The 21,259-nt window shown below is 72.4% G+C and carries 19 protein-coding genes; 9 read left to right on the top strand and 10 right to left on the bottom strand.

The window, feature by feature from the left end; translation table 11 throughout:
• Window positions 1-504 precede the first annotated feature (504 nt).
• On the bottom strand, window positions 505-2,163 hold the full coding sequence (locus Psi01_RS33885; protein ID WP_204068231.1) for a catalase: 1,659 nt from the start codon (window positions 2,161-2,163) through the stop codon (window positions 505-507).
• A gap of 132 nt (window positions 2,164-2,295) precedes the next feature.
• On the bottom strand, window positions 2,296-2,688 hold the full coding sequence (locus Psi01_RS33880) for a ChaB family protein (protein WP_204068230.1): 393 nt from the start codon (window positions 2,686-2,688) through the stop codon (window positions 2,296-2,298).
• A 117-nt stretch (window positions 2,689-2,805) separates the two neighbouring features.
• Between Psi01_RS33880 and Psi01_RS33875 the strand changes: the two genes are divergently transcribed.
• Window positions 2,806-3,078, top strand: coding sequence for a hypothetical protein (locus tag Psi01_RS33875; RefSeq protein WP_204068229.1), 273 nt, complete (start codon window positions 2,806-2,808; stop codon window positions 3,076-3,078).
• Between the two features lie 57 nt (window positions 3,079-3,135).
• On the opposite strand, the gene Psi01_RS33870 is transcribed toward Psi01_RS33875, so the two are convergent.
• Window positions 3,136-4,305 (bottom strand): ROK family transcriptional regulator, encoded by a 1,170-nt coding sequence (locus tag Psi01_RS33870; protein ID WP_204068228.1) that lies wholly within the window; start codon window positions 4,303-4,305, stop codon window positions 3,136-3,138.
• Between the two features lie 144 nt (window positions 4,306-4,449).
• On the opposite strand from Psi01_RS33870, the gene zwf reads away from it, so the two are divergent.
• The 6 genes from zwf to Psi01_RS33840 all read left to right on the top strand — a co-directional run bounded on the left by zwf (window position 4,450) and on the right by Psi01_RS33840 (window position 11,721).
• Window positions 4,450-5,925, top strand: a complete 1,476-nt coding sequence (gene zwf / locus Psi01_RS33865; RefSeq protein ID WP_204068227.1) for a glucose-6-phosphate dehydrogenase — start codon at window positions 4,450-4,452, stop codon at window positions 5,923-5,925.
• A 50-nt stretch (window positions 5,926-5,975) separates the two neighbouring features.
• On the top strand, window positions 5,976-7,856 hold the full coding sequence (edd, locus tag Psi01_RS33860) for a phosphogluconate dehydratase (RefSeq protein ID WP_204068226.1): 1,881 nt from the start codon (window positions 5,976-5,978) through the stop codon (window positions 7,854-7,856).
• Window positions 7,853-8,830 (top strand): glucokinase, encoded by a 978-nt coding sequence (glk, locus tag Psi01_RS33855; protein ID WP_204068225.1) that lies wholly within the window; start codon window positions 7,853-7,855, stop codon window positions 8,828-8,830. Before edd ends, glk begins: the two co-directional genes overlap by 4 nt.
• The gene (gene eda / locus Psi01_RS33850) at window positions 8,827-9,447 is read left to right on the top strand and encodes a bifunctional 4-hydroxy-2-oxoglutarate aldolase/2-dehydro-3-deoxy-phosphogluconate aldolase (RefSeq protein ID WP_204068224.1); all 621 of its coding nucleotides are present in this window, start codon (window positions 8,827-8,829) and stop codon (window positions 9,445-9,447) included. The genes glk and eda overlap by 4 nt, the downstream gene beginning before the upstream one ends.
• A gap of 98 nt (window positions 9,448-9,545) precedes the next feature.
• A complete protein-coding gene (locus Psi01_RS33845; RefSeq protein ID WP_204068223.1) occupies window positions 9,546-10,730 on the top strand; it encodes a TIGR03118 family protein in 1,185 nt (394 codons plus the stop codon).
• Between the two features lie 388 nt (window positions 10,731-11,118).
• Entirely contained in the window at window positions 11,119-11,721 is a 603-nt protein-coding gene (locus Psi01_RS33840; RefSeq protein ID WP_204068222.1) for an ATP-binding protein, read from the top strand.
• Window positions 11,722-11,765: 44 nt separating this feature from the next.
• Here the strand turns inward: Psi01_RS33840 and Psi01_RS33835 are convergent, their stop codons facing one another.
• Window positions 11,766-12,221 (bottom strand): DUF6789 family protein, encoded by a 456-nt coding sequence (locus tag Psi01_RS33835; RefSeq protein ID WP_204068221.1) that lies wholly within the window; start codon window positions 12,219-12,221, stop codon window positions 11,766-11,768.
• Window positions 12,222-12,373: 152 nt separating this feature from the next.
• On the opposite strand from Psi01_RS33835, the gene Psi01_RS33830 reads away from it, so the two are divergent.
• Window positions 12,374-13,231, top strand: coding sequence for an alpha/beta fold hydrolase (locus Psi01_RS33830; RefSeq protein ID WP_204068220.1), 858 nt, complete (start codon window positions 12,374-12,376; stop codon window positions 13,229-13,231).
• Between the two features lie 80 nt (window positions 13,232-13,311).
• Here Psi01_RS33830 and Psi01_RS33825 read toward each other — a convergent pair whose 3' ends face one another.
• From Psi01_RS33825 to Psi01_RS33810, 4 genes are all read right to left on the bottom strand, one after another.
• Complete coding sequence (locus tag Psi01_RS33825; RefSeq protein ID WP_204068219.1) at window positions 13,312-13,674, bottom strand: hypothetical protein; 363 nt, start codon at window positions 13,672-13,674, stop codon at window positions 13,312-13,314.
• 303 nt (window positions 13,675-13,977) lie between these two features.
• The gene (locus tag Psi01_RS33820) at window positions 13,978-14,823 is read right to left on the bottom strand and encodes a hypothetical protein (RefSeq protein ID WP_204068218.1); all 846 of its coding nucleotides are present in this window, start codon (window positions 14,821-14,823) and stop codon (window positions 13,978-13,980) included.
• 79 nt (window positions 14,824-14,902) lie between these two features.
• The gene (locus tag Psi01_RS33815) at window positions 14,903-15,520 is read right to left on the bottom strand and encodes a hypothetical protein (protein WP_204068217.1); all 618 of its coding nucleotides are present in this window, start codon (window positions 15,518-15,520) and stop codon (window positions 14,903-14,905) included.
• Between the two features lie 109 nt (window positions 15,521-15,629).
• The gene (locus tag Psi01_RS33810; protein WP_204068216.1) at window positions 15,630-16,082 is read right to left on the bottom strand and encodes an Lrp/AsnC family transcriptional regulator; all 453 of its coding nucleotides are present in this window, start codon (window positions 16,080-16,082) and stop codon (window positions 15,630-15,632) included.
• Window positions 16,083-16,195: 113 nt separating this feature from the next.
• Between Psi01_RS33810 and Psi01_RS33805 the strand changes: the two genes are divergently transcribed.
• Window positions 16,196-19,747: an indolepyruvate ferredoxin oxidoreductase family protein gene (locus Psi01_RS33805; protein WP_204068215.1), complete on the top strand. Its 3,552-nt coding sequence runs from the start codon at window positions 16,196-16,198 to the stop codon at window positions 19,745-19,747.
• 126 nt (window positions 19,748-19,873) lie between these two features.
• Here the strand turns inward: Psi01_RS33805 and Psi01_RS33800 are convergent, their stop codons facing one another.
• Together Psi01_RS33800 and Psi01_RS33795 are read right to left on the bottom strand one after the other, a co-directional pair.
• A complete protein-coding gene (locus tag Psi01_RS33800; RefSeq protein ID WP_204068214.1) occupies window positions 19,874-20,773 on the bottom strand; it encodes a carbohydrate kinase family protein in 900 nt (299 codons plus the stop codon).
• Window positions 20,774-21,036: 263 nt separating this feature from the next.
• Window positions 21,037-21,259, bottom strand: a 223-nt coding sequence (locus Psi01_RS33795) for a substrate-binding domain-containing protein (protein ID WP_204068213.1), incomplete at its 5' end; no start/stop codon positions are given.

Here is a 21,259-nt window from a genome sequence, read left to right as displayed (position 1 = left end):
CGCGGAGAGAGCGCCGCAGGGCCGCCCTTCCCGGCGGATCAGTCGTGCTGGGAGCACCCGACTTCCCCGTTGGGGGCGGTTGAATCCACGTTTTCCGGAGAACCGCTTCCCGTCAAGACGAGTTAAAGCTTGCTGTCAGGACAGGACGGCGTGCGAAGCCGTACGAGGAGAGGCGCCCTCGGCGAGCCGCGAGGCTGCGGGGGCGTGGGGGCGTGGGGGCGTGGGGGCGTGGGGGCGTGGAGGCGTGGAGGCGTGGAGGCACGAGGACACGAGGGCGTGGGAACGCGTGGGTGTAGGGGCGCGAGGGTGTAGGGGCGCGAGGGTGCGGGGGCGCGGAAAACGGCGGCGCCCGCGCGGTGGGGTCCGCCGCGCGGGCGCCGTGCCGGGCGGCCTCGCCGCCCTTCAGACGTTCAGTCCGGTCAGCCGTTCAGCCGGTCAGTTCAGTGAGCCGGTCAGCGGTCAGCCGTTCAGCCGTTCAGCCGTCAGGCCGCGGCCGCCCGCCGCTCACGAAGCCATCACGGCCCGCTCGTTGGGCACGCAGTGGGTCATCTTCAGGCCGGTGACGTCGCGCGGCCCGTTCTTGCCCAGCTGGGACAGGCGCTCGCGGTCCTCGTCGGTCAGGTCCTGACTGGCCAGCGGCTCCAGGTGGGCGACGTCCTCGGGGGCGATGCCGAGGCCCTCCCCCACGCGCAGCCCGAGCTCGTCCTCCACCAGCAGGAAGTGCCAGACCATGCGCTCCTGGATGGGCCGGTCGCACTGCGACAGCATCGTGACGAAGTTGTGCACGAGGTCGTCGCGCTCCCACTGCTCCATCAGCCGGAAGCGCTGCCCGGCCTGCTTGTAGTCGTTGGTGCGCGGGATGCGCTTGCGGGTGAGCCGCCCGCTGATCACCGGTCCCTGCTCGTCGTGCGTGGGGTACTGGCCCTCGCGCAGACCGCCGGTGATCGAGGGCTCGTAGTTGACGTGCGGGTTCTCCCCCGCGCCGTCCACGAAGTAGGTCATCTGGCCGTCGCGCTGGTTGGTGCGCACGTTGGCGTTCTTGGCCTGGTTCACCGGCAACTGCAGATAGTTGGGGCCGACCCGGTAGCGCTGGGTGTCGCTGTAGGAGAAGGTGCGGCCGACCAGCATCTTGTCGTCGGAGAAGTCCAGCCCGTCGACCAGGACGCCGGTACCGAAGGAGATCTGCTCGTTCTCGGCGAAGTTGTTCTCGACGTTGCGGTCGAGGACGAGCCTGCCGACCGACCGGGCCGGGAACTGGTCCTCGGGCCAGACCTTGGTGTCGTCCAGCGGGTCGAAGTCCAGCTCGGGGTGCTCCTCGTCGGTCATGATCTGGACCAGCAGCTCCCACTCCGGGTAGTCGCCGCGGTCGATGGCATCGCGCAGGTCCTTGGTGGCGTGCCCGAGGTCGTCGGCCTGCACGGCCGCCGCGTCCGCGGCCGTCATGCTGCGCACGCCCTGCTTGGGCATCCAGTGGTACTTCACCAGGTGGGTCTCGCCCTGTTCGTTGACCCACTTGTAGGTGTTCACCCCGAAGCCCTGCTGGTGCCGGTAGTCGGCGGGGATGCCGCGCGGGCTGAACAGGTTGACCAGCATGTGCATGGCCTCGGGCGTCTGCGACATGAAGTCGAAGATCCGGTTGGGCTCCTGGCGGAACGTCACCGGGTCGGGCTTGAGGGCGTGGATCACGTCGGGGAACTTGATGGCGTCCCTGATGAAGAAGACGGCCAGGTTGTTGCCGACCAGGTCCCAGTTGCCGTCCTCGGTGTAGAACTTCACCGCGAACCCGCGCGGGTCGCGCGCCGCCTCCGAGGAGTCGCGGCCGCCGATCACGGTGGAGAAGCGCAGGGCCACGTCGGTGCGCTTGCCCGCCTCCTGGAACAGCTTCGCCCGGGTGTAGCGGCTGATCGGCTCGTCGCCCAGCATGCCGGTGGCCTCGAAGTAGCCGTAGGCGGTCGCGCCCCGGGCGTGGACCACCCGCTCGGGGATGCGCTCGCGGTCGAAGTGGCTGATCTTCTCCAGGAACTGGTAGTTCTCCAGCGTGGCCGGGCCCCGGGCGCCCACCGTGCGCTGGTTCTGGTTGTCGTAGACCGGGTGTCCCTGCCGGTTGGTCAGCACCGGGCGCTCGTCGCCCGGCTGCGGGCCCTTGCTCGACACATCCGTCACAGTGACGTCTCCCTCCGTGCGGCGTTCGCTTCCGGCCGTTCCTTATCCGGGAGGGCGCCGCTTATAGCTCACGGGGAAAGAATTTTCATCAAAACGGACATGCTTCCCGGCTTCGGCCCACCCGGTCCCGACTCACCTGGCCTTGGCCGTGGCCCGCTGGTTGGCCTTCTTGATGGCCTCGACGAGCTGTCCCTTGGTCATGCTGGAACGCCCCCTGACCTCCAGCCGCCTGGCCAGGTCGTACAGGTGCTCCTTGGAGGCGTTGGCGTCCACGCCCTCCGCGGTCTTGCCCTGCTTGGGGGTGCTCTTCGCCGCCTGCCTGTCGGAGGGGCCCTTGGCCTTCTTCTCCTCCCAGTGGTCGCCCACCTTCTCGAAGGAGTGCTTCAGCGCGGCGAATGCCGTACGGTGCGCCCGCTCGCCCTCTCCGTAGGTCTCCACCGCGGAGTCATGGGCCTTGATCCAGGTCTCCTGCGCCTTCTTGGGGGAGCGACGCAGGGTCGACGGCAGCTCTTCACGTGCAGGCATATCAAAATCACCTCGTTTCCGCTCGTCAGCGCTCTCTGCCCTTTCCCTTCCGGATCATGCACCCGTGCATGGGGCAGATCCGAAGGGGTAGGTGAGGCCTGAACTGAGGAGGAAAGCATGACTTCCGAACCACAGCAGCCGGAACAGACGTCCAGGACCGGCAAGCCCATGGTCCCGGCGACGCCCCGTGACGTCGTCCACATCCGCCTGGGCTCCTTCGCTCTGATCGCCGCCATCGCCATCGGCGCGCTCGCCTTCGCCGGAGGCATGACGTGGCTGACCATAGTGATGCTCGTGCTCGCCGTCGCGGCGGCCGTGGACATGGCCCTGGCGATCCGCCGCCAGAACCAGAACCGCAGAACACGCGGCGGCATGACGGAGGCGGGGTGACCCGGTCGTGACAGAGCCGCCCGGTGACAGACTCCGGGCGGTTTCGGATTTCGGGTTTCAGGCGGGGGAGTCGATCGCCTCTGGGGCGAGGATGTGGTCGAGGACCATGTGGGCGCAGCCGGTGATGCCCGCGCCGGGGCCCAGGCGGCTGCGCTCTATGCGCAGGTTCCGGGTGGACAGAGCCGTGGAACGGCGGTAGACGACCTCGCGGACACCGGAGACCAGGGGCTGGAAGGTCTCGGCCACATCGCCGCCCAGGACCACCACGGCGGGGTTGAGGAGGTTGACGGCGGTGGCGATCACCTCGCCCAGCATCCGGGCGGCGTCACGGATCACCGTCATCGTCCCGGCGTCGCCCCCCCGGACCAGCGCGACCACGTCGGCCAGGGTCTTGACCTCGTGGCCCCGCTCCCGGAGCGTGCGCAGGATGGAGGTCGCGCTGGCGACCGAGTCGAGGCAGTCGGTGTTGCCGCAGCGGCACAGCACTCCCCCGCCGTGCCGGACCGGGATGTGGCCGATCTCCCCGGCCGCGCCCAGCGCCCCGCGCAGGATCTCGCCGCCCGCGATGACGCCGGCGCCGATCCGGGTGGAGACCTTGATGAACAGCAGGTCGTCGGCCTCGCCCGCGTAGACCGCTCGGTGCTCGCCGATGGCGATGACGTTGACGTCGTTGTCGAGGAAGACGGGGGCCGGGAAGCGCTCCTCGATGATCGGGGGGATGGCCACCCCGGTCCAGTTCGCCATGATGCGGGCGCTCTCCGTGCGCCGGGCCGCGAACTCCACGGTGGCCGGCACGCCCAGGCCGACGCCGCGCACCTGTGAGACGGGGCGGTCGCCCAGCAGCTCGTTCCAGGTCTGCATGACCAGGGGCAGCACGACGCCGGGCCCGTCCTCGACGTCGATGCCGAGATCGGCGCGGGCCAGCACGTCCCCCGCGAGGTCGCACACGGCGATCTGCGTACGGCTGGCGCCCAGCGCCCCCACCAGCACGACCCCGCCCGCGCCGTTGAAGGCCAGGCGGGTCGGGGGACGTCCCCCGGTGGAGGGCCCCTCGGTGTCCTCCACGACCAGGCCGCGGTCCAGCAGCTCGGTGACCCGCAGGGAGACCGCCGGCCGGGACAGACCGGTCACCCGCCCGATGTCCGCGCGCGTGACGGCCTCGCCCGTCCGGATGAGGCGGAGCACCTCACCGGTCGTGGCGAGCGCGGTGGCGGGACGACGAGGCATCGGCCAAGTGAATCACACCCGGTTACGAAATGAAAAGTTCAAACTTTCTCATCTCAAATGACAAAACTCTGCTTGTGTGAAGCGCAAGACATGGCTAGTGTCCGATCTATCCCTGAACCGGAAGATCAAGTACGGAGCTCCCCCATGTCCGAGACCCCGCAGTCCGCCGATCTGATCGTCTTCGGCGGCACAGGCGACCTCTCCATGCGGAAACTCCTGCCCGCCCTCTACCACTGCGACCGCGACGGCCGTCTCGCCCCGGAGACCCGGATCATCGCGATGTCCCGCGGCGGCCTCGACGACGCCGACTTCCGCGGCAAGGTGGACGCCGAGGTACGCAGTTCGGTGCCGGTGGACGACCTCGCCCTCTGGCAGCGCTTCCTCAACCGCCTGCACCACGTCACCGTCGACATCGGCGGTGAGGACCCCACCGGCTGGGCCAGGCTCACCGCCATGCTCGCCGGGCACGAGCAGCGGGACCGGGTGTTCTACCTGGCCAGCCCGCCCATGACCTTCGGCCCGTTCTGCCGGGAGGCCAACCGCGCCGGGCTGGTCACCCCCGCCTCACGGGTGGTGCTGGAGAAGCCCCTCGGCCGCGACCTGGCCAGCGCCCAGCGCATCAACGACGAGGTCGGCGCCATCTTCCACGAGCGGCAGATCTTCCGCATCGACCACTACCTGGGCAAGGAGACGGTCCAGAACCTGCTGGTGCTCCGCTTCGCCAACGCGTTCCTGGAGCCCATCTGGAACTCCCTGTGGATCGACCACGTCCAGATCACCGCCGCCGAGACCGTCGGCACCCCCGGCCGCCGCGGCTACTACGACCACGCCGGCGCGCTGCGCGACATGGTCCAGAACCACCTGCTCCAGCTGCTGTGCCTGGTGGCCATGGAGCCGCCCTCGCGCAACGACCGTGAGTCGATCCGCGACGAGAAGGTCAAGGTCCTGGAGTCGCTGCGGCCGATCGTCGGCGGCGAGGTGGACCGCTTCACCGTCCGCGGCCAGTACACCGCGGGCGTGTGCGGCGGGGTCGAGGTCCCCGGCTATCTCGACGAACCCGACAGCACCGCGCCCACCGAGGCCTCGCACCGGGTGGAGACCTTCGCGGCCATCCGCGCCGAGGTGAAGAACTGGCGCTGGGCGGGCGTGCCCTTCTATCTGCGCACCGGCAAGCGCATGCCGTACCGGTCCTCGGAGATCGTGGTGCAGTTCAAGGACGTGCCCCACTCGATCTTCGCGGGCAGCGCCCCCAACCGGCTGGTGCTGCGCCTGCAGCCGAGCGAGGGCATCCGGCTGCACCTGATGGCCAAGGAGCCGGGCGCGGGCGAGGTCGCTCTCAAGCCCGTCCCGCTGAGCCTGAGCTTCGCCGAGACCTTCACCTCCCGGGTGCCCGACGCCTACGAGCGCCTGCTCATGGACGTCCTGACCGGCAACCCGACGCTGTTCATGCGGCGTGACGAGGTCGAGGCGGCCTGGCGGTGGATCGACCCGATCCTCGCCGAGTGGGAGTCGCAGAGCATGCTGCCCGAGCCCTACCCCGCGGGCACCGCCGGTCCCGCCGGAGCACACGAACTCGTCGGTCGCAGCGGCCGCGCCTGGCACGAGGAGGACCTCGCATGAGTCCCGCCCAGACCGGAAACGACCGTCCCGACACCATTGGAGGAGGCCGGATGCACCCCGTCGTCCAAGAGGTCACCGACCGCCTGATCGAGCGCAGCCGCGCCAGCCGTACCGCCTACCTGGCCCGGCTGGACGCCGAGGCCGAGGCGGCCCGCGAGCGCGGCCCCGCCCGCTCCGCCCTGGGCTGCGCCAACCTGGCGCACGGCTTCGCCGGCGCCCCGGAGGCCGACAAGCGCGACCTGCGCGCCTTCGTCAGGCCGGGTGTGGCGATCGTGTCCAGCTACAACGACATGCTCTCGGCGCACCAGCCGTACGAGACCTACCCGCCGATCCTGAAGGCCGCGGTCCGCGCCGCGGGCGGCGTCGCCCAGTTCGCCGGCGGCGTGCCCGCGATGTGCGACGGCATCACGCAGGGCCGGGCCGGCATGGAGCTGTCGCTCTACAGCCGTGAGGTCATCGCGATGGCCACCGCGATCGCGCTCTCCCACGACATGTTCGACTCCTCGCTCATGCTGGGCGTCTGCGACAAGATCGTGCCGGGCCTGCTGATCGGCGCGCTGCACTTCGGCCACCTGCCCGCGGTGTTCGTGCCCGCCGGGCCGATGACCTCCGGCCTGCCCAACAAGGCCAAGGCCCGCACCCGGCAGCTGTTCGCCGAGGGCAAGGTCGGCAAGGCCGAACTGCTGGACTCCGAGATGCAGTCCTACCACTCCCCCGGCACCTGCACCTTCTACGGCACCGCCAACTCCAACCAGGTCATGGTCGAGGTCATGGGCCTGCACCTGCCGGGCTCGACGTTCGTCAACCCGCGCACCGAGCTGCGTGAGGCCCTGACCAGGGCCGCGGGCCGCCGGGCTGTGGAGATCACCGCGCACGGCGCCGAGTACACCCCCGTGGGCCGGGTGGTCGACGAGAAGGCGATCGTCAACGCCTGCGTGGCGCTGCTGGCCACCGGCGGCTCGACCAACCACACCATGCACCTGGTCGCCATCGCCGCGGCGGCCGGCATCGAGCTGCTCTGGGACGACCTGGCCGCGCTGTCGAAGGTCGTGCCGCTGCTGACCCGGATGTACCCCAACGGCCAGGCCGACGTGAACCACTTCCAGGCCGCGGGCGGCATGCAGGTGCTCATCGGGGACCTGCTGGACACCGGCCTGCTCCACAACGACGTGCTCACGATCGCCGGGCAGGGCCTCGACCACTACCGGTCGGCGGCCGAGCTGAAGGACGGCGAGGTGGTCTGGACCGAGCGGACCGAGGGCAGCGCCGACCTCGACGTGCTCCGCCCGGCGCGCGAGCCGTTCTCCCCCGACGGCGGCATCCACATGCTCGACGGCAACCTGGGCCGCGCGGTCAGCAAGGTCTCCGCCGTCAAGGAGGAGCACCTGGTGATCGAGGCCCCGGCCAAGGTCTTCGACGACCAGCTGGAGCTGCTGCGCGCCTTCGAGGCGGGCGAGCTGGACGGGCAGGACTTCGTGGCGGTCATCCGCTACCAGGGACCGAGCGCGAACGGCATGCCCGAGCTGCACAAGCTCACCCCGCCGCTGGCGGTCCTGCTGGACCGCGGCCAGCGGGTGGCCATCGTCACCGACGGCCGCATGTCCGGCGCCTCGGGCAAGGTCCCCGCGGCCATCCACCTGTCGCCGGAGGCCGCCCACGGCGGCCCGATCGCGCTGGTCCAGGACGGCGACCCGATCCGCCTCGACTCCGCGGCCGGCACGCTGGAGCTGCTGGTCCCGGCCGAGGAGCTGGCCGCCCGCACCCCGCAGGGGGCCCCGCTCACCGACGCCCAGTGGGTGGGCACCGGCCGCGAGCTGTTCGCCGCCTTCCGCGGCGCGGCGGGTCCCGCCGAGCGCGGCGCCGGCATCTTCGCCCTGAACGGCCACGCCGAGAGCGTCGCCGCCCGCGCCGCCGGCGGAGGCGAGCGGTGACGCTTCCCTGGCTCGTCGCCGACGTCGGCGGCACCAACGCCCGGTTCGGCCTGGTCACCGAGCCCGGTGGCAGCCCCGGGGCCGTCGCCGTACTGGCCGGAAAGGATCACGACGGTCTTCCCGAAGCCGTAGCCGCCTATCTCGCGGAGCACGCGGGCGGAGTTCAGCCGGGAGCGGCCTGCATCGCGATCGCCGGCCCGATCGACGGGGACCGCTACCGGCTGACCAACGCGGGCTGGTCGGGTTCGGTGCGCGACCTGGGGATCGAGCACGTCGAGCTCCTCAACGACTTCGAGGCGCTCGCCGCGTCCCTGCCGCACCTGGCCGGGGACGATCTGGCCTCCCTGGGCGGGCCGGAGCCCGGGTACGGGGTCAAGGCGGTCCTGGGTCCCGGAACCGGCATGGGCGTGGCGGGCCTGGTGCCCGCCGCCGAGGGCTGGGTGCCGATCCCCTGCGAGGGCGGTCACGTGACCGCCCCGGTGCTCGACGAGCGCGACCACCAGGTCGTCCGGGCGCTGCGCTCGGAGGGCATGGAGCACGTGGTGGCCGAGCACCTGCTGTCGGGGCCGGGGCTGAGCCGGCTCCACCGCGCCCTGGCGCTGGTCAACGGCGTGGACGCGCCGCAACTGTCCCCGGCCGACGTCGTGGCCCGGATGGACGACTCGCTGTGCGCCGAGACCGTCGAGGTCTTCTGCGGCATGCTCGGCACCTTCGCCGGGAACGTCGCGCTGACCCTGGGCGCCCGGGGCGGCGTCTATCTGGGCGGCGGCGTGCTGCCCCGTATCGTGGAGCGGGTGCGCACCAGCGACTTCCGCCGCCGCTTCGAGGCCACCCCGACGCTCGGCGACTATCTGGCCGCCATCGCCACCACGTTGATCGTGGCGCCGCAGCCCGCGCTCACCGGCGCGGCGGCCTGGCTGAACCAGCGCCTGGCGGGCGCCTCCCCGATCACCTCCCCGATGGAGTACGCATGAGCCTTCTCGACATCGCCCCGGTGGTCCCGGTCGTCGTCATCGACGACGCGGAGACCGCCGTACCCCTGGCCCGGGCCCTGGTGGCCGGTGGCCTGCCGGTCATCGAGGTGACCCTGCGCACCGCCCCCGCGCTGGAGGCCGTGCGGCGCATCGCCGCCGAGGTCCCCGAGGCGGTGATCGGCACCGGCACCGTCCGGACCGCCGACGACGTGCGCGCCTCCGCGCAGGCGGGCGCGAAGTTCCTGGTGAGCCCGGGCAGCACGGCGGCCCTGGTGGACGCCATGCAGGACAGCGGCCTGCCGTTCCTGGCGGGTGTGGCGACGGCCTCGGAGGTCATGACGCTGGCCGAGCGCGGGCTGACCGAGATGAAGTTCTTCCCCGCCGAGGCCGCCGGCGGCCTGCCGTACCTGAAGTCGCTGGCCGGGCCCCTGCCCGACGTGCGCTTCTGCCCGACCGGCGGGATCAGGCTCGCCACGGCCCCCGACTATCTCGCGCTGCCGAACGTCGGCTGCGTGGGCGGGACCTGGCTGACCCCGGCCGACGCCCTGGCCACGGGCGACTACGCCCGCGTCGAGAAGCTGGCCGCCGAGGCGGCCGCCCTGCGCCCGCAGGTCTGAGCCTCCGTCGCTCCAACACATCGGCGCCTCCTCTGAACCGGGCACGTGTCACACGCGTATCTCGCGGCGACAGCACTCCCGAGCAGAGGAGGCACGCGATGCGTTTTCGCATCGTCACGGTATGCACGGCACTGATGGCTCTAGGAGCCGGTACGGCGCATGCCGGGATCCAGCAGACCCCCGGCGCTTCCCAGACCCCCAACCGGTACACGGTCGTCAACCTGGTCTCGGACGTCAAGGGCCGGGCCGCGATCACCGATCCCGCGCTGATCAACCCGTGGGGCATGGCCATGGGCAAGACCCTGTGGGTCTCGGCCACCGGCGGCGACCTGGCCACCGTCTACTCCGGCGGCCACAACGGGGTCAAGCAGGAGCAGACCCGGGTCCGCATCCCCGGCGGCAGGCCCACCGGACAGGTGGTCAACCCGGGCGAGGAGTTCGTGGTGAAGGGCCCCGGCGGGTCCGGGCCCGCGACCTTCATCTTCGCCAGCCCCAGCGGCGCGATCACCGGATGGAACGCCCAGGCCGACGCCGACGACGCCGTCATCGGCGCGTTCGTGCGCAACGCCGACTTCAAGGGCCTGGCCCTGGCCCAGACCAACAGGGGCCCCCGGTTGCTGGCCGCCGACTTCGCCAACAACCGCGTCCACGTCTTCGACGGGGACTTCAACCGCCTGCGGACGCACAGCCGCGCGTTCCTCGACCCGCGGCTTCCCGAGAACTACTCGGCCTTCAACGTCGAGGTCGTGGGCCGCTCCATCCTCGTGGCCTACGCCAAGCGCGACCCCCAGACCGGCAAGGCCGTGGCGGGGGTCGGCAAGGGCTTCGTCAGCCAGTTCGACGGCGACGGCCGCTTCCTCGGCCGCTTCGCCGCCCGCGGCCAGCTGAACGCCCCGTGGGCGATGACGCTGGCCCCGCGCGGCTTCGGCCGGATGTCGGGGGCGCTGCTGGTGGGCAACTTCGGCGACGGCCGGATCCTGGCCTACAACCCGCGCACCGGCCGCCCGCTGGGAGCGCTGCGCGGATCCAACGGACAGCCGATCGCCCTGGGCGGCCTGTGGGACCTGGAGCCCGGCACCGCCACCGTGGGCGGCACGAACACCCTGTGGTTCAGTGCGGGGACCGACGGCGGCACGCACGGCATGGTCGGCCTGATCCACGCGGCCGGAGCCAAGCCCGCCATGTCCGCCCCGCCCCCGGCGCCCAGCGGCAGCCCGAGCGCGAGCCCCTCACAGAACAACAACGGCAACAACAACGGCGGCGGAGGGGGAGGCGGGTACTGACCCATGACGCCGGAGATCCGGATGCCGCCCGGCACACCGGAGCGCGCGGAGGCTCATCGGCGCACCGGGAACCGCGGACGCCGATCGGCACCGGGGGCCGCCCTCGTGAGCGTCCCCGGCCATCTCCCCGATCCATCCTGATCCACTCCGGAGCCTGACGGCTCCGGGTCATCCCTGAGAGCCGGGCGGCCGGTCCGGAGGTGCCCCACCACACCCATCCGGCCGCCCACGGGGCGCGGGCCTCCCCCTGCCCGCGCCCTCCCACGGAGCCCGGGGGCGGAGTTCCGGCCCCCGCACTTCTCCGACGGCCCCGGCCGATGCACGGAACACACCTCGCGACACAGGATGATATGGAGGAACTTCCCCTTCCCCCTGCGAGGTGCGCGTGATGGCCGCCGTCACACCGGCCGCCCGGCGGTCCGCCGACGACCTGACCTATCCGGCCGGGTCCCTGGTCCTGCTCACCGGCCTCCCCGGTGCGGGCAAGAGCACGCTGCTGGACCGGCTGTACGGCCTGCGCGGCGACGAGACCGCCCCGGTGAACGCGGACGGCGTCTTGATCATCGACTCACGGCAGTCGCGCGCCTGGTGGTCGCCCCGCCTCGTCGCGCTCCACCCGCGCCTGCGCACCCCGATCGTGCACACCACCCACATGGCCCGCATCGTCGGCGCCGTGCTGCGCGGTCACACGGTCGTGGCGCACAGCCGGGGCACCTGGCCGCACATCCTGTACGGCCTGGCCTGGTTCGCCCGGCTGCGCGGCACGCAGATGCACCTGGTCATGCTCGACGTCGACCCCGAGATCGCCCGCAAGGGGCAGATCTCCCGGGGCCGGGTCGTGAGCACCGTGCTCTTCGCCCGGCACTGCCGCCGCTGGGACAGGCTGGTCTCCCGCGCCCGCACCGGCGCCCTCCCCCCGGCGGCGAGCGTCACGGTCCTGGACCGGTCCTCCGCCGACCTGCTCCAGACGATCACCTTCGGGAAGCGGTAGGGCCGACGGCACGACCCGCGCCGCGTGCCCGCCGGGGTGTCCCGTCACTTCTCTGAGGCGGCGGGACCGTTCAGCTTCCTGAGAGCGGCGGCCAGGGCGGCGCCGTACACCACGTGGCCGGTGCCCATCACCGCGACGCGGCCCGGCCGGTCACGGGAGATCGGCGGCAGGATGCCCAGGCCGGGGACCCATCCCTGGTAGCTGACCAGCCATATCCCCAGGGCGTAGGCGACTCCGGCCGGGACCGGAGGGCGCCGCCCGCCCGTCAGCACGCCGAACAGGGCGCCGGACGCGGCGCCGAAGCCCAGGTGCGCCACCGCGCCGAGCACTCCCTCCCCCTTCTTGGGCCGGTGCCGGTGGCCGGGCATGAACGCGCGGGTGATGCGCTTGGGCGGCTGGTCGCACATCAGCCCGGCGCGGTCCCCGGCGACCATCACCGCGCTCATCGCGGCAGTGGCGAACAGCCCGCCCAGGCCGCCCCGTACGAGATCACCGATCATGGCGGGTTCCTCCTTCGCACTCGTCTCCGCGCGGGTCGCCTCCCCCGTCCGCGGCAGGTCAAACGGCCCGCGGGATTCGGCCGCCCCGGATGAGGAATCGTCTCCGCGGCGGGCGGCCACGCCCGCGGGGCCGTACGGACGGGAGTGACGAGGTGTTCGAGGGATTCGCGCAGGAGCGGGTGGCGACCGGGGAGGCCGAGCTCTTCGTCCGGTACGGCGGCGACGGGCCGCCCGTGCTGCTGCTGCACGGCCATCCCCGTACCCACGCCACCTGGCACCGGGTCGCCCCGCTGCTGGCCGGGGACTTCACGGTGGTCTGCCCGGATCTGCGAGGCTACGGCCGCTCGTCGAAACCGGAGACCACCGCCGACCACGAGCCCTACTCCAAGCGGGCGATGGCCCGCGACTGCGTGGCCCTGATGCGGGAGCTGGGCCACGAGCGCTTCGCCGTGGCCGGGCACGACCGGGGCTGCTACGTGGCCCAGCGGCTGGCGCTGGATCATCCGCGGGCCGTCACCCGGCTCGTGGTCATGGAGGGGATCCCGATCGGCGAGGCGCTGGCCCGCGCCGACGCGCGCTTCGCGGCGAGCTGGTGGCACTGGTTCTTCCTGGGGCAGACCGCCAAGCCCGCCGAACGGGTGATCAACGCCGACCCGGACGCGTGGTACCGCGCCACCGCCGGGCAGATGGGCGCCGAGGCCTACGAGGACTACCGGCGCGCGATCCACGACCCGCGCACGGTCCACGCGATGTGCGAGGACTACCGGGCGGGGCTCGGCCTCGACCGGGAGGCCGACGACGCCGACCGCCGCGCGGGCCGGGTGGTCTCCTGCCCGACCCTGTTCCTGTGGGCCACCCGCGACGACATGGAGGAACTGTACGGCGACCCCCTGGCGATCTGGCGCGACTGGGCCCCGGACGTGCGGGGCGCCGCCATCGAGTCGGGCCACCACCTCGCCGAGGACGCCCCCGCCGAGCTCGCCGCCGAACTGCGCCGTTTCCTCGCCTGAGGAACCGGGCTCTCCCCGTCCTCACCACGAGGAACGACCGCCCTCCACGGACGATCCGGGGCCCGGCACCATGAACGACCTCACCGACGGCCCGCGACCCGGCCACGCGAGAGGTTCCCGCCGACGGCCCGCGACCCGGCCACGCGAGAGGTTCCCGCCGACGGCCCGCGACCCGGCCGCGCGAGAGGTTCGCGCGACCGGGCCCCGGTCTCCTCTGTGGTCCCGCCCCGGCGGCCGCCTCCGGCGCAGGGGGCGGGGGCGCCTCGTATCCCGGTCTCCTCCGGGATCCCCCGGCAGCCGGGAGATTTCTCAGTAGCGGAAGCGGCGACCAGCTCGCGCAGTTCGCCGGACATCCGGGACAGCTCGCCGGCGGCCTGCTGGGCCCGGCCGATGCCCTCGCTGGTGGCGTGGGCCGCGGCGGCGATGTCGGTCGTTGACGACATGAAAATGATCTTCTGGGATACGGCCCCGCGGGAGGCCGCTCCCCCGGTGGGCACGGAACCTCACTGACAAGACATGGGGCCCGTTTCGGGAGATCGGCCCGCGAGCGGCCGGGAAAAGAGGTCGTGCGGGTGAGTCCCGTCACGGTTCCCCCAGGGGCGAGCCGCCTCACACTTCCCGCGCCCGGCGGCGGGTGACGCCCTCCAACGCCACTCGCCTCCCGCGGGGCTCCGCGGGAGGCGAGTGATCTCGGGGTGGCCCGAAGGCCTGCGACCGTTCTGAAGGGCCGCCCGAAGACGCGCACCTCAAGAACGCATCGTCCGCCAGGACGTGTAGTGGTGGATCGCGATGCCGGCGAAGGCCGGGTGGGCTCGGGCCGCCGCGTCGACCTGGGACAGCACCGTGGTCATCCGCGTCCGGCCCTCCTCGTGGAAGGTGCAGTACACGCAGTCGGACAGCGGGGCGGTCTCCGCGCCCAGCCGTACCGGCCTGCCCGCCCTGGAGCCGCGGGTGAGCAAGTCGGTGCTGATGTCCATCATCGAGTTGGGGCCCTTGGCGGTGTCGCGGTAGCTCATCACGGTGATCGCGTTCACCCGTGCCAGCACCGCGTCGGCCAGCGTGATCCCGGTCCCGGCCGGGATGATCCCGTACCAGGCCGGCACGTCGGCCTCCAGGGGGCGGGGGTCGGCGGCCTGCAGCCGCTCCAGCAGCTTGACCAGGCCCGAGACCAGCCCGGCCCGGTTCGCCTGCCACTGCGGCAGGACGTAGGGCTCCACGTCGACGTGGCTGCCGGTGAACAGCCTGGTGCCCAGGACCGCGCGCTGCCAGGCCAGCGCCGAGGCGTGGTCGGTGGCCCACTCCGGCTCACCGCCCAGCGCCGTCAGGCGGATCTTCGACACGTCCGCGCCCCGCTTCAGCTCCCGCACCCGCGCGAGCGTGGCGGGGGTCGAGGGCAGCTCGGCGTCGACGTAGACGAAGATCTCCTTCACACCCCGGGCGCGGGCCCAGGACAGGACGTCGGACGGCTTGGCCGTGGCGGTGTGCCACAGCCACATCGCGCGCGTCCCCGCCGGAGCGGGCTTCAGCCCCGCCGCGGCCGAGGCCGGCGCGGGCGTCACGAGGGCCGTGCCCAGCGTCAGAACGCCGAGCACGACCCCCGTGACGATCCTGGCCGCGAATCCCGGCCTTCTACGGGAGCCCTCCCGCCGGGCGGGAGGGCTCCCTCCGGCATCACACCTCGGGCTCGGGCTCAACGATCGGCTCCGGCTCGGGCTCGGGCTCGGGCTCGGGCTCCGGCTCGACGACCGGCTCCGGGCTGGTGGCGTTGACGTGCGCGGCGACCAGGCCGGTGACGGTCCTGACGCCGTTCACGGTCACGGCGTCACCGGGGAGCACCGCGTCGAGGGTCACCTTGACGTCATCCCGGGTGATCTTGGTGACGGCGTTCACCGTGAACACGACGTCCGTGCCCACCACCGTCTTCGAGCCGCTGGCCACCGTCACCGTGACGGTGCCCGCCTCGACGTCCACGGCGGTGACGGTGCCCACCGCGGCGAAGTGCAGGGCCGCGGCCTTGGCCTCCGCCGCCTTCTTGGCGGCCGCGGCCTTCGCAGCCGCCGCCGCCTTGGCGGCGGCTGCCTTCCTGGCCGCCTCCGCCTTCGCCGCCGCGGCCTTGGCGGCCGCCGCCTGCTTGGCCGCCGCGGCGCGAGCGGCGGCGGTCAGCTTGGTCGACGAGGTCTTGGCCGGCTTCTTCGGCGCCGCGTTGGCCGCCTCGGCGGTCACGGGGACGCTCACGCTCACCGCGGCGGCCAGCAGCAGCGCGGTCCAGGTCTTCCTCTTGTCTGACATTGTGCTTCCTTGCAGTTGCCGAGAGTAATGACTGGGTTCTCATCGGTAATCACGGAGGCCCACTGAGGAAAACCGCGGAGAAAAACTGCGAGGCTCCCCGCCGGGCCCCTCAGAGGGGAAGCACGCCGCCGGGCTTGAGCGCCTTCATGGCGATCTGGGAGGTCAGCTTGTCCAGGCCGGGCAGGCGGCCGAGCCGCTCCAGGCGGAGCTGGCTGTAGGCCTCCATGTCCGGCACCGCGACCCGCAGCACGTAGTCGGGATGGCCGAACATGCGCAGGCACTCGATCACGTCGTCGATCTCCATCACGGCCTCCTCGAAGGCGGTGACGGTCTCGGCGTCCTGGCCCTTCAGCTCGACGTAGGCCAGCACCTGGAACCCGCGCCCGACGGCGGCCGGGTCGATCACGGCCCGGTAACCGCTGATCACCCCGGACTCCTCCAGGTTGCGGACCCGGCGCAGGCACGGCGAGGGGGTCAGCCTTACCCGCTCGGCCAGTTCCTGGTTGCTCAGCCGCCCCTCCACCTGCAGGAGGCTGAGAATTGCGCGATCGGTGGCGTCCATGGCATCAGATGCTAGAACGAACAGCAGGTGACGGGAACATTGACATCGGATATCGGCCCCTCTGGCATAACCTTGCCGCAATCCAAGCGGGACCGACAGACGGGACCACCAGCATGACGATCTTCGCCGAATCCCGCGAGATCTCTCCCGACGACCGGTACCTCCTCGAAGAGGGCCGCGTCTTCATGAACGGCACGCAGGCCCTGGTGCGGGTGATCCTCGACCAGATGCGCGCCGACCGCCGCACCGGGCTCGACACGGGCACGATGGTGTCCGGCTATCCGGGCTCCCCGCTGGGCGGCTTCGACCTGGAGCTGGCCCGTGCCCGCAAGCACGCCGAGCCGCTCGACGTCGTGCACCGCCCCGGCCAGAACGAGGAGCTGGGCGCCACCGCCGTCTGGGGCAGCCAGCTCGTGCCCACCCTCCCCCGGCCGCGCAAGACCGGTGTGCTGGGCGTCTGGTACGGCAAGGCCCCCGGCGTGGACCGGGCGGCCGACGCCTTCCGGCACGGCAACTTCGTCGGCGCCCACCCGCAGGGCGGCATGATCGCCTTCTGCGGCGACGACCCGACGTGCAAGTCCTCCACGCTTCCCTCGGCCACCGAGAGCGCGCTCGCCGCGCTCGGCATGCCGATCGTCCACCCTGGCAGCGTCCAGGAACTGCTCGACCTGGGCCGCCATGCGATCGCGGCGTCCCGGGCGAGCGGACTGTGGGTCGCGGTGAAGGCCGTCTCCAACGTCGTGGACGGCACCGGCACCGTGAGCGTCGGGCATGACCGGGTCGTCCCGGTCATGCCCGGCGCCGGATACGACGTCGAGTACGAGGGCCGGCCGTACCGGCACATGCCCAACGCCACCCTGCTGACCCCGTGGTCGCTGGAGATGGAGCGCACGCTCGTCGGCCCGCGTACCGAGTTGGCCCGCGCCTACGCCCGCGAGAACGGCCTCAACCGGATCACCGCCGACCCGCGGGACGCCTGGCTGGGCATCGTGGCCTCCGGGACCGCCTACTACGACGTGCGCGAGGGCTTCCGCAAGCTCGGCATCACGCCCGAGGAGGCGGGCGTGCGCCTGCTGAAGATCGGCATGATCTGGCCGCTGGAGCCGGAGATCGTGCGGACCTTCGCCCGCGGCCTGGAAGAGATCATGGTCGTGGAGGAGAAGGCGCCGCTGCTGGAGGGCCTGGTCAAGGACGTCCTGTACGGCACCGCGAACGCCCCGCGCGTCCTGGGCAAGCTGGATGAGAACGGCGCCCGGCTGATCCCGCAGGCGGGCGGCGTGGACGCCGACCTGGCGGCCAAGGCCATCGCCTTCCGCCTGCGCCGCAAGGGCATCGCGACGGACCAGGCCCCCTCCGGCCTCGGCGACCGCGTCTCCAGGAACCTGGCCGTCATCTCCCGTCCCGAGCCGCTGAAGCTGCTCACCGCCCAGCGCACCCCGTTCTTCTGCTCGGGCTGCCCGCACAACCGCTCCACCGCCGTCCCGGACGGCGCGCCGGTCGGCGCCGGGATCGGCTGTCACACGATGGTGGTCATCAACCCCGAGGGCAAGGGCACGCTCACCGGCCTGACCCAGATGGGCGGCGAGGGCACCCAGTGGATCGGCCAGGCGCCGTTCACCGACACCCCGCACATCTTCCAGAACCTCGGCGACGGCACCTTCCACCACTCCGGCTCGCTGGCGGTCCGCGCGGCGGTCGGCGCCGGGGTCAACATCACCTACAAGATCCTCTACAACAGCGCGGTCGCGATGACCGGCGGTCAGACGATCCAGCCGTCGCTGGCCGTGGCCGACCTGACCCGCTGGCTGGAGGTCGAGGGCGTGCGCCGGGTGATCGTCACCACCGACGAGCCCGCGCGCTACCGGGGCGTCAAGCTCGCCCGGATCGCCGAGGTCCGCGACCGCTCCGCCCTGGAGGACGCCCAGCGCGAGCTCGCGGCGATCCCCGGCGTGACCGTGCTGGTCCACGACCAGCAGTGCGCGGCCGAGAAGCGGCGGCTGCGCAAGAAGGGCGCGCTGCCCGACCCGGTCAGGCGGGTGGCGATCAACCAGCGGGTCTGCGAAGGCTGCGGCGACTGCGCCAAGAAGTCCGAGTGCCTGTCGGTGCTGCCGGTGGAGACCGAGTTCGGCCGTAAGACCGAGATCCACCAGTCGTCCTGCAACAAGGACTACTCCTGCGTGGAGGGCGACTGCCCGTCCTTCGTCACCGTGGTCCCGGGCAAGGCGAAGGCCAAGGGGGCGGCGAAGGGCAAGGCCGGGCGCGCCGTACCGGCTCTTCCGGAGCTGCCCGCGGCCGAGCGGCGTGAGCTGCCCGGCGGGGAGGCGACGATCCGGCTGGTCGGCATCGGCGGGACCGGCGTGGTCTCGGTCGCCCAGATCCTGGGCACCGCCGCCCTGCTCGACGGCAAGCGCTCGCGCGGGCTCGACCAGACCGGTCTGGCGCAGAAGGGCGGCACCGTCGTCTCCGACATCCTGATCTTCGAGGGTGAGGACGACAGGTCCGGGCAGGCCAGCTCGGCCAGCGTGGACGCCTACCTGGCGCTGGACCTGATCGGCGCCACCGACCCCAAGCACCTGCGCACCGCCGACCGCGACCGCACCGTCGCGGTGGTCTCCACCAGCCTGGTCCCGACCGGCTCGATGGTGCTCGACCCGTCGACCCACCTGACCGAGCTCGGCTCGCCGATCGGCGCGCTGGAGGCCCGGACCCGGCGCGAGCTGAACGTCTACCTCGACGCCGAGGCGGTGGCCCAGGCGCTGTTCGGCGACCACATGCCGGCCAACACGATCGTGGTCGGCGCCGCCTGGCAGCGCGGGCTCATCCCGCTCAGCCTGGAGGCGATCGAGGGCGCCATCCGGCTGGGCGGCGGCAAGTCCGCCGAGAAGACGGTGGCCGCCTTCCACTGGGGCCGGGCGGTCGTGGCCGCCCCCGAGGCCGTGGCGGCGGCGACCGGCTCGCCCGACGTGCCGGCCCCGCGCCCGGCGGGCGAGGTGCTGCGGCTGATCGAGTCGGTGGGCGCGGCCGAGGGCAGCGAGCTGCGCCGGCTGCTGGAGGTGCGGATCCCGGACCTGGTGGCCTACCAGGACCTGCGTTACGCCGCCCGCTACGCCGAGGCGGTCCGGGAGGTCCTGGCCAAGGAGGAGCCGGAGGCCCGCCCGGCCGCCGGAACTCCCATCACTGAGGCCTACGCCCGCCAGCTGTACCGGCTGATGGCCTACAAGGACGAGTACGAGGTCGCCCGCCTGCACCTCGACCCGGCCGAGCGGGCCAGGATCGCCGCCGAGTTCGGCCCCGGCGCGAAGATCTCCTACAACCTGCACCCGCCCGTCCTGCGCGCCATGGGCATGAAGCGCAAGATCCGCCTGGGCACCTGGTTCGACCCGGCCTTCCGCCTGCTGTACGGCATGCGCAAGGTGCGCGGCACCCGGCTGGACCCGTTCGGGATGGCCGGGGTGCGCAGGGTCGAGCGCCGGCTCGTCGAGGAGTACACCCGCGACGTCCGGCGCGCCCTGGAGCACCTGACACCGGAGACCGAGGGCCGGATCCGCGAGCTGGCCGACCTGCCCGAGATGATCCGCGGCTACGAGCACGTGAAGCTCGACAACGTGGCCGCCTACCGCGAGCGGGCCGCCGCCCTGCTGGCCGGGTTGGAGTCCGCCCGCTGACACCCCCGCGCGCCGTACGGCGACGCCGGAAGCGCCGGTACGGCCCCTCGCCGTACCGGCGTCGTCATGCCGGGAGGCGGGGGGCGGCCTTCGGGGAGGCGGTCGCCGTTCCGGACGGTGACCGTTTCATACGCGGTCGAGGAGGGTCTTCTCGGTGATGGGGTCCTCGTGGGTGCCCTGGACGGTGCAGGCGTGGGCGCCGGCGACGGCGCCCAGTCGCACGCACTCCTCGACCGGGCGGCCGTGCAGCCTGCCGTACAGGAAGCCGCTGACGAAGGCGTCCCCCGCGCCGTTGCTGTCGGCCACCGGGCCGGGCAGCGGCGCGGCCGGGAAGTGCCGCAGTCCGTCGGCGTCCAGGACGTGGCAGCCCTCGGCGCCCGCCGTGCACACGACGGTCTGCGCGCGGCCGGCGTCGAGGATGTGGCGCATGACCTCCTCCCGCCGCGATCCCAGGGCGGTCTCCGAGAGGAAGACCAGGCCGGAGGAGTAGGCGAAGTCCCGGTGGTGGTCGTTGTCGCCGTCCCAGTCGTGCAGGTCGGTGGAGACCGTGGCGGCGGGGCGGCCGGCCAGGTCGGGATAGACGTGCCGGGAGAAGTCGGTGATCGACACGTGGACGTGCCGGGCGTCGCGGACCGCGTCCAGGTACAGCTCGCGGGGCAGCCGCTCGTCCGGGACGACGCGGGGGTCGAACAGCGAGGTGCGCCGCCCGTCGGGGCCGACGAGCAGGACGCTGCGCCGGGTGCCCTGGGGGGCGAGGGCCCAGCCCGCCTCGACGCCGCGCTCCTCCATGTGGGCCCGGATGAACCGGCCCTGGGGGTCGTCGCCGACCAGGTCCACCAGCCTGACCCGCAGGCCGAGGGCGTGGCAGCCCAGCGCGACGCCGCTGCCGGTGTTGCCGATCCGGTCGACCACCGGCGGGACGGCGTAGGTGTCGGCGTACGGCAGCGGCAGCTCGGGCACGTAGACCGTGGTGTCGACACCGGTTCCGCCGATCACGACGACGTCGTGGGTCACATCGTGGGTCATGGATGCACATCCTCGCCGAGCCCGGGCAGGGCTCTGTCGGGCCCGCGCCGGGGCGTCGGGGCACTGCGGGACACCGGCCGGAGCGCCGGAGTCGGGGGCCGCTGGACCGGCGGCCGGGCCGGGTGGTCAGGTGCCGGCCGAGGAGCCTGACGGGTCGCCGGCGGCCGGAGGGACCAGGACAGCAGGGACCAGGACAGCAGGGACCAGGACAGCAGGGACCAGGACAGCAGGGACCGGGACAGCAGGGACCGGGGCCGGAGGGGTCAGCGGTTGACCAGGGGGCCGGAGCCGGTGGAGCGGCGGACGACCAGTTCGGGCTGGAACATCAGCTCGACGTGCTTGCCCGGCGCGCCGTTGATCTCCTCCAGGAGGGTCTCCACGGCAGCCGAGGCCATGGCGCCGATCGGCTTGCGCACGGTGGTCAGCGGCGGGTCGGTGAACGCGATCAGCGGCGAGTCGTCGAACCCCACCACCGACACGTCCTCC

This window comes from Paraplanobispora siamensis (assembly GCF_016863175.1).
GTDB lineage: Bacteria > Actinomycetota > Actinomycetes > Streptosporangiales > Streptosporangiaceae > Planobispora > Planobispora siamensis.
This window is presented reverse-complemented; position numbering and strand designations above follow the sequence as displayed.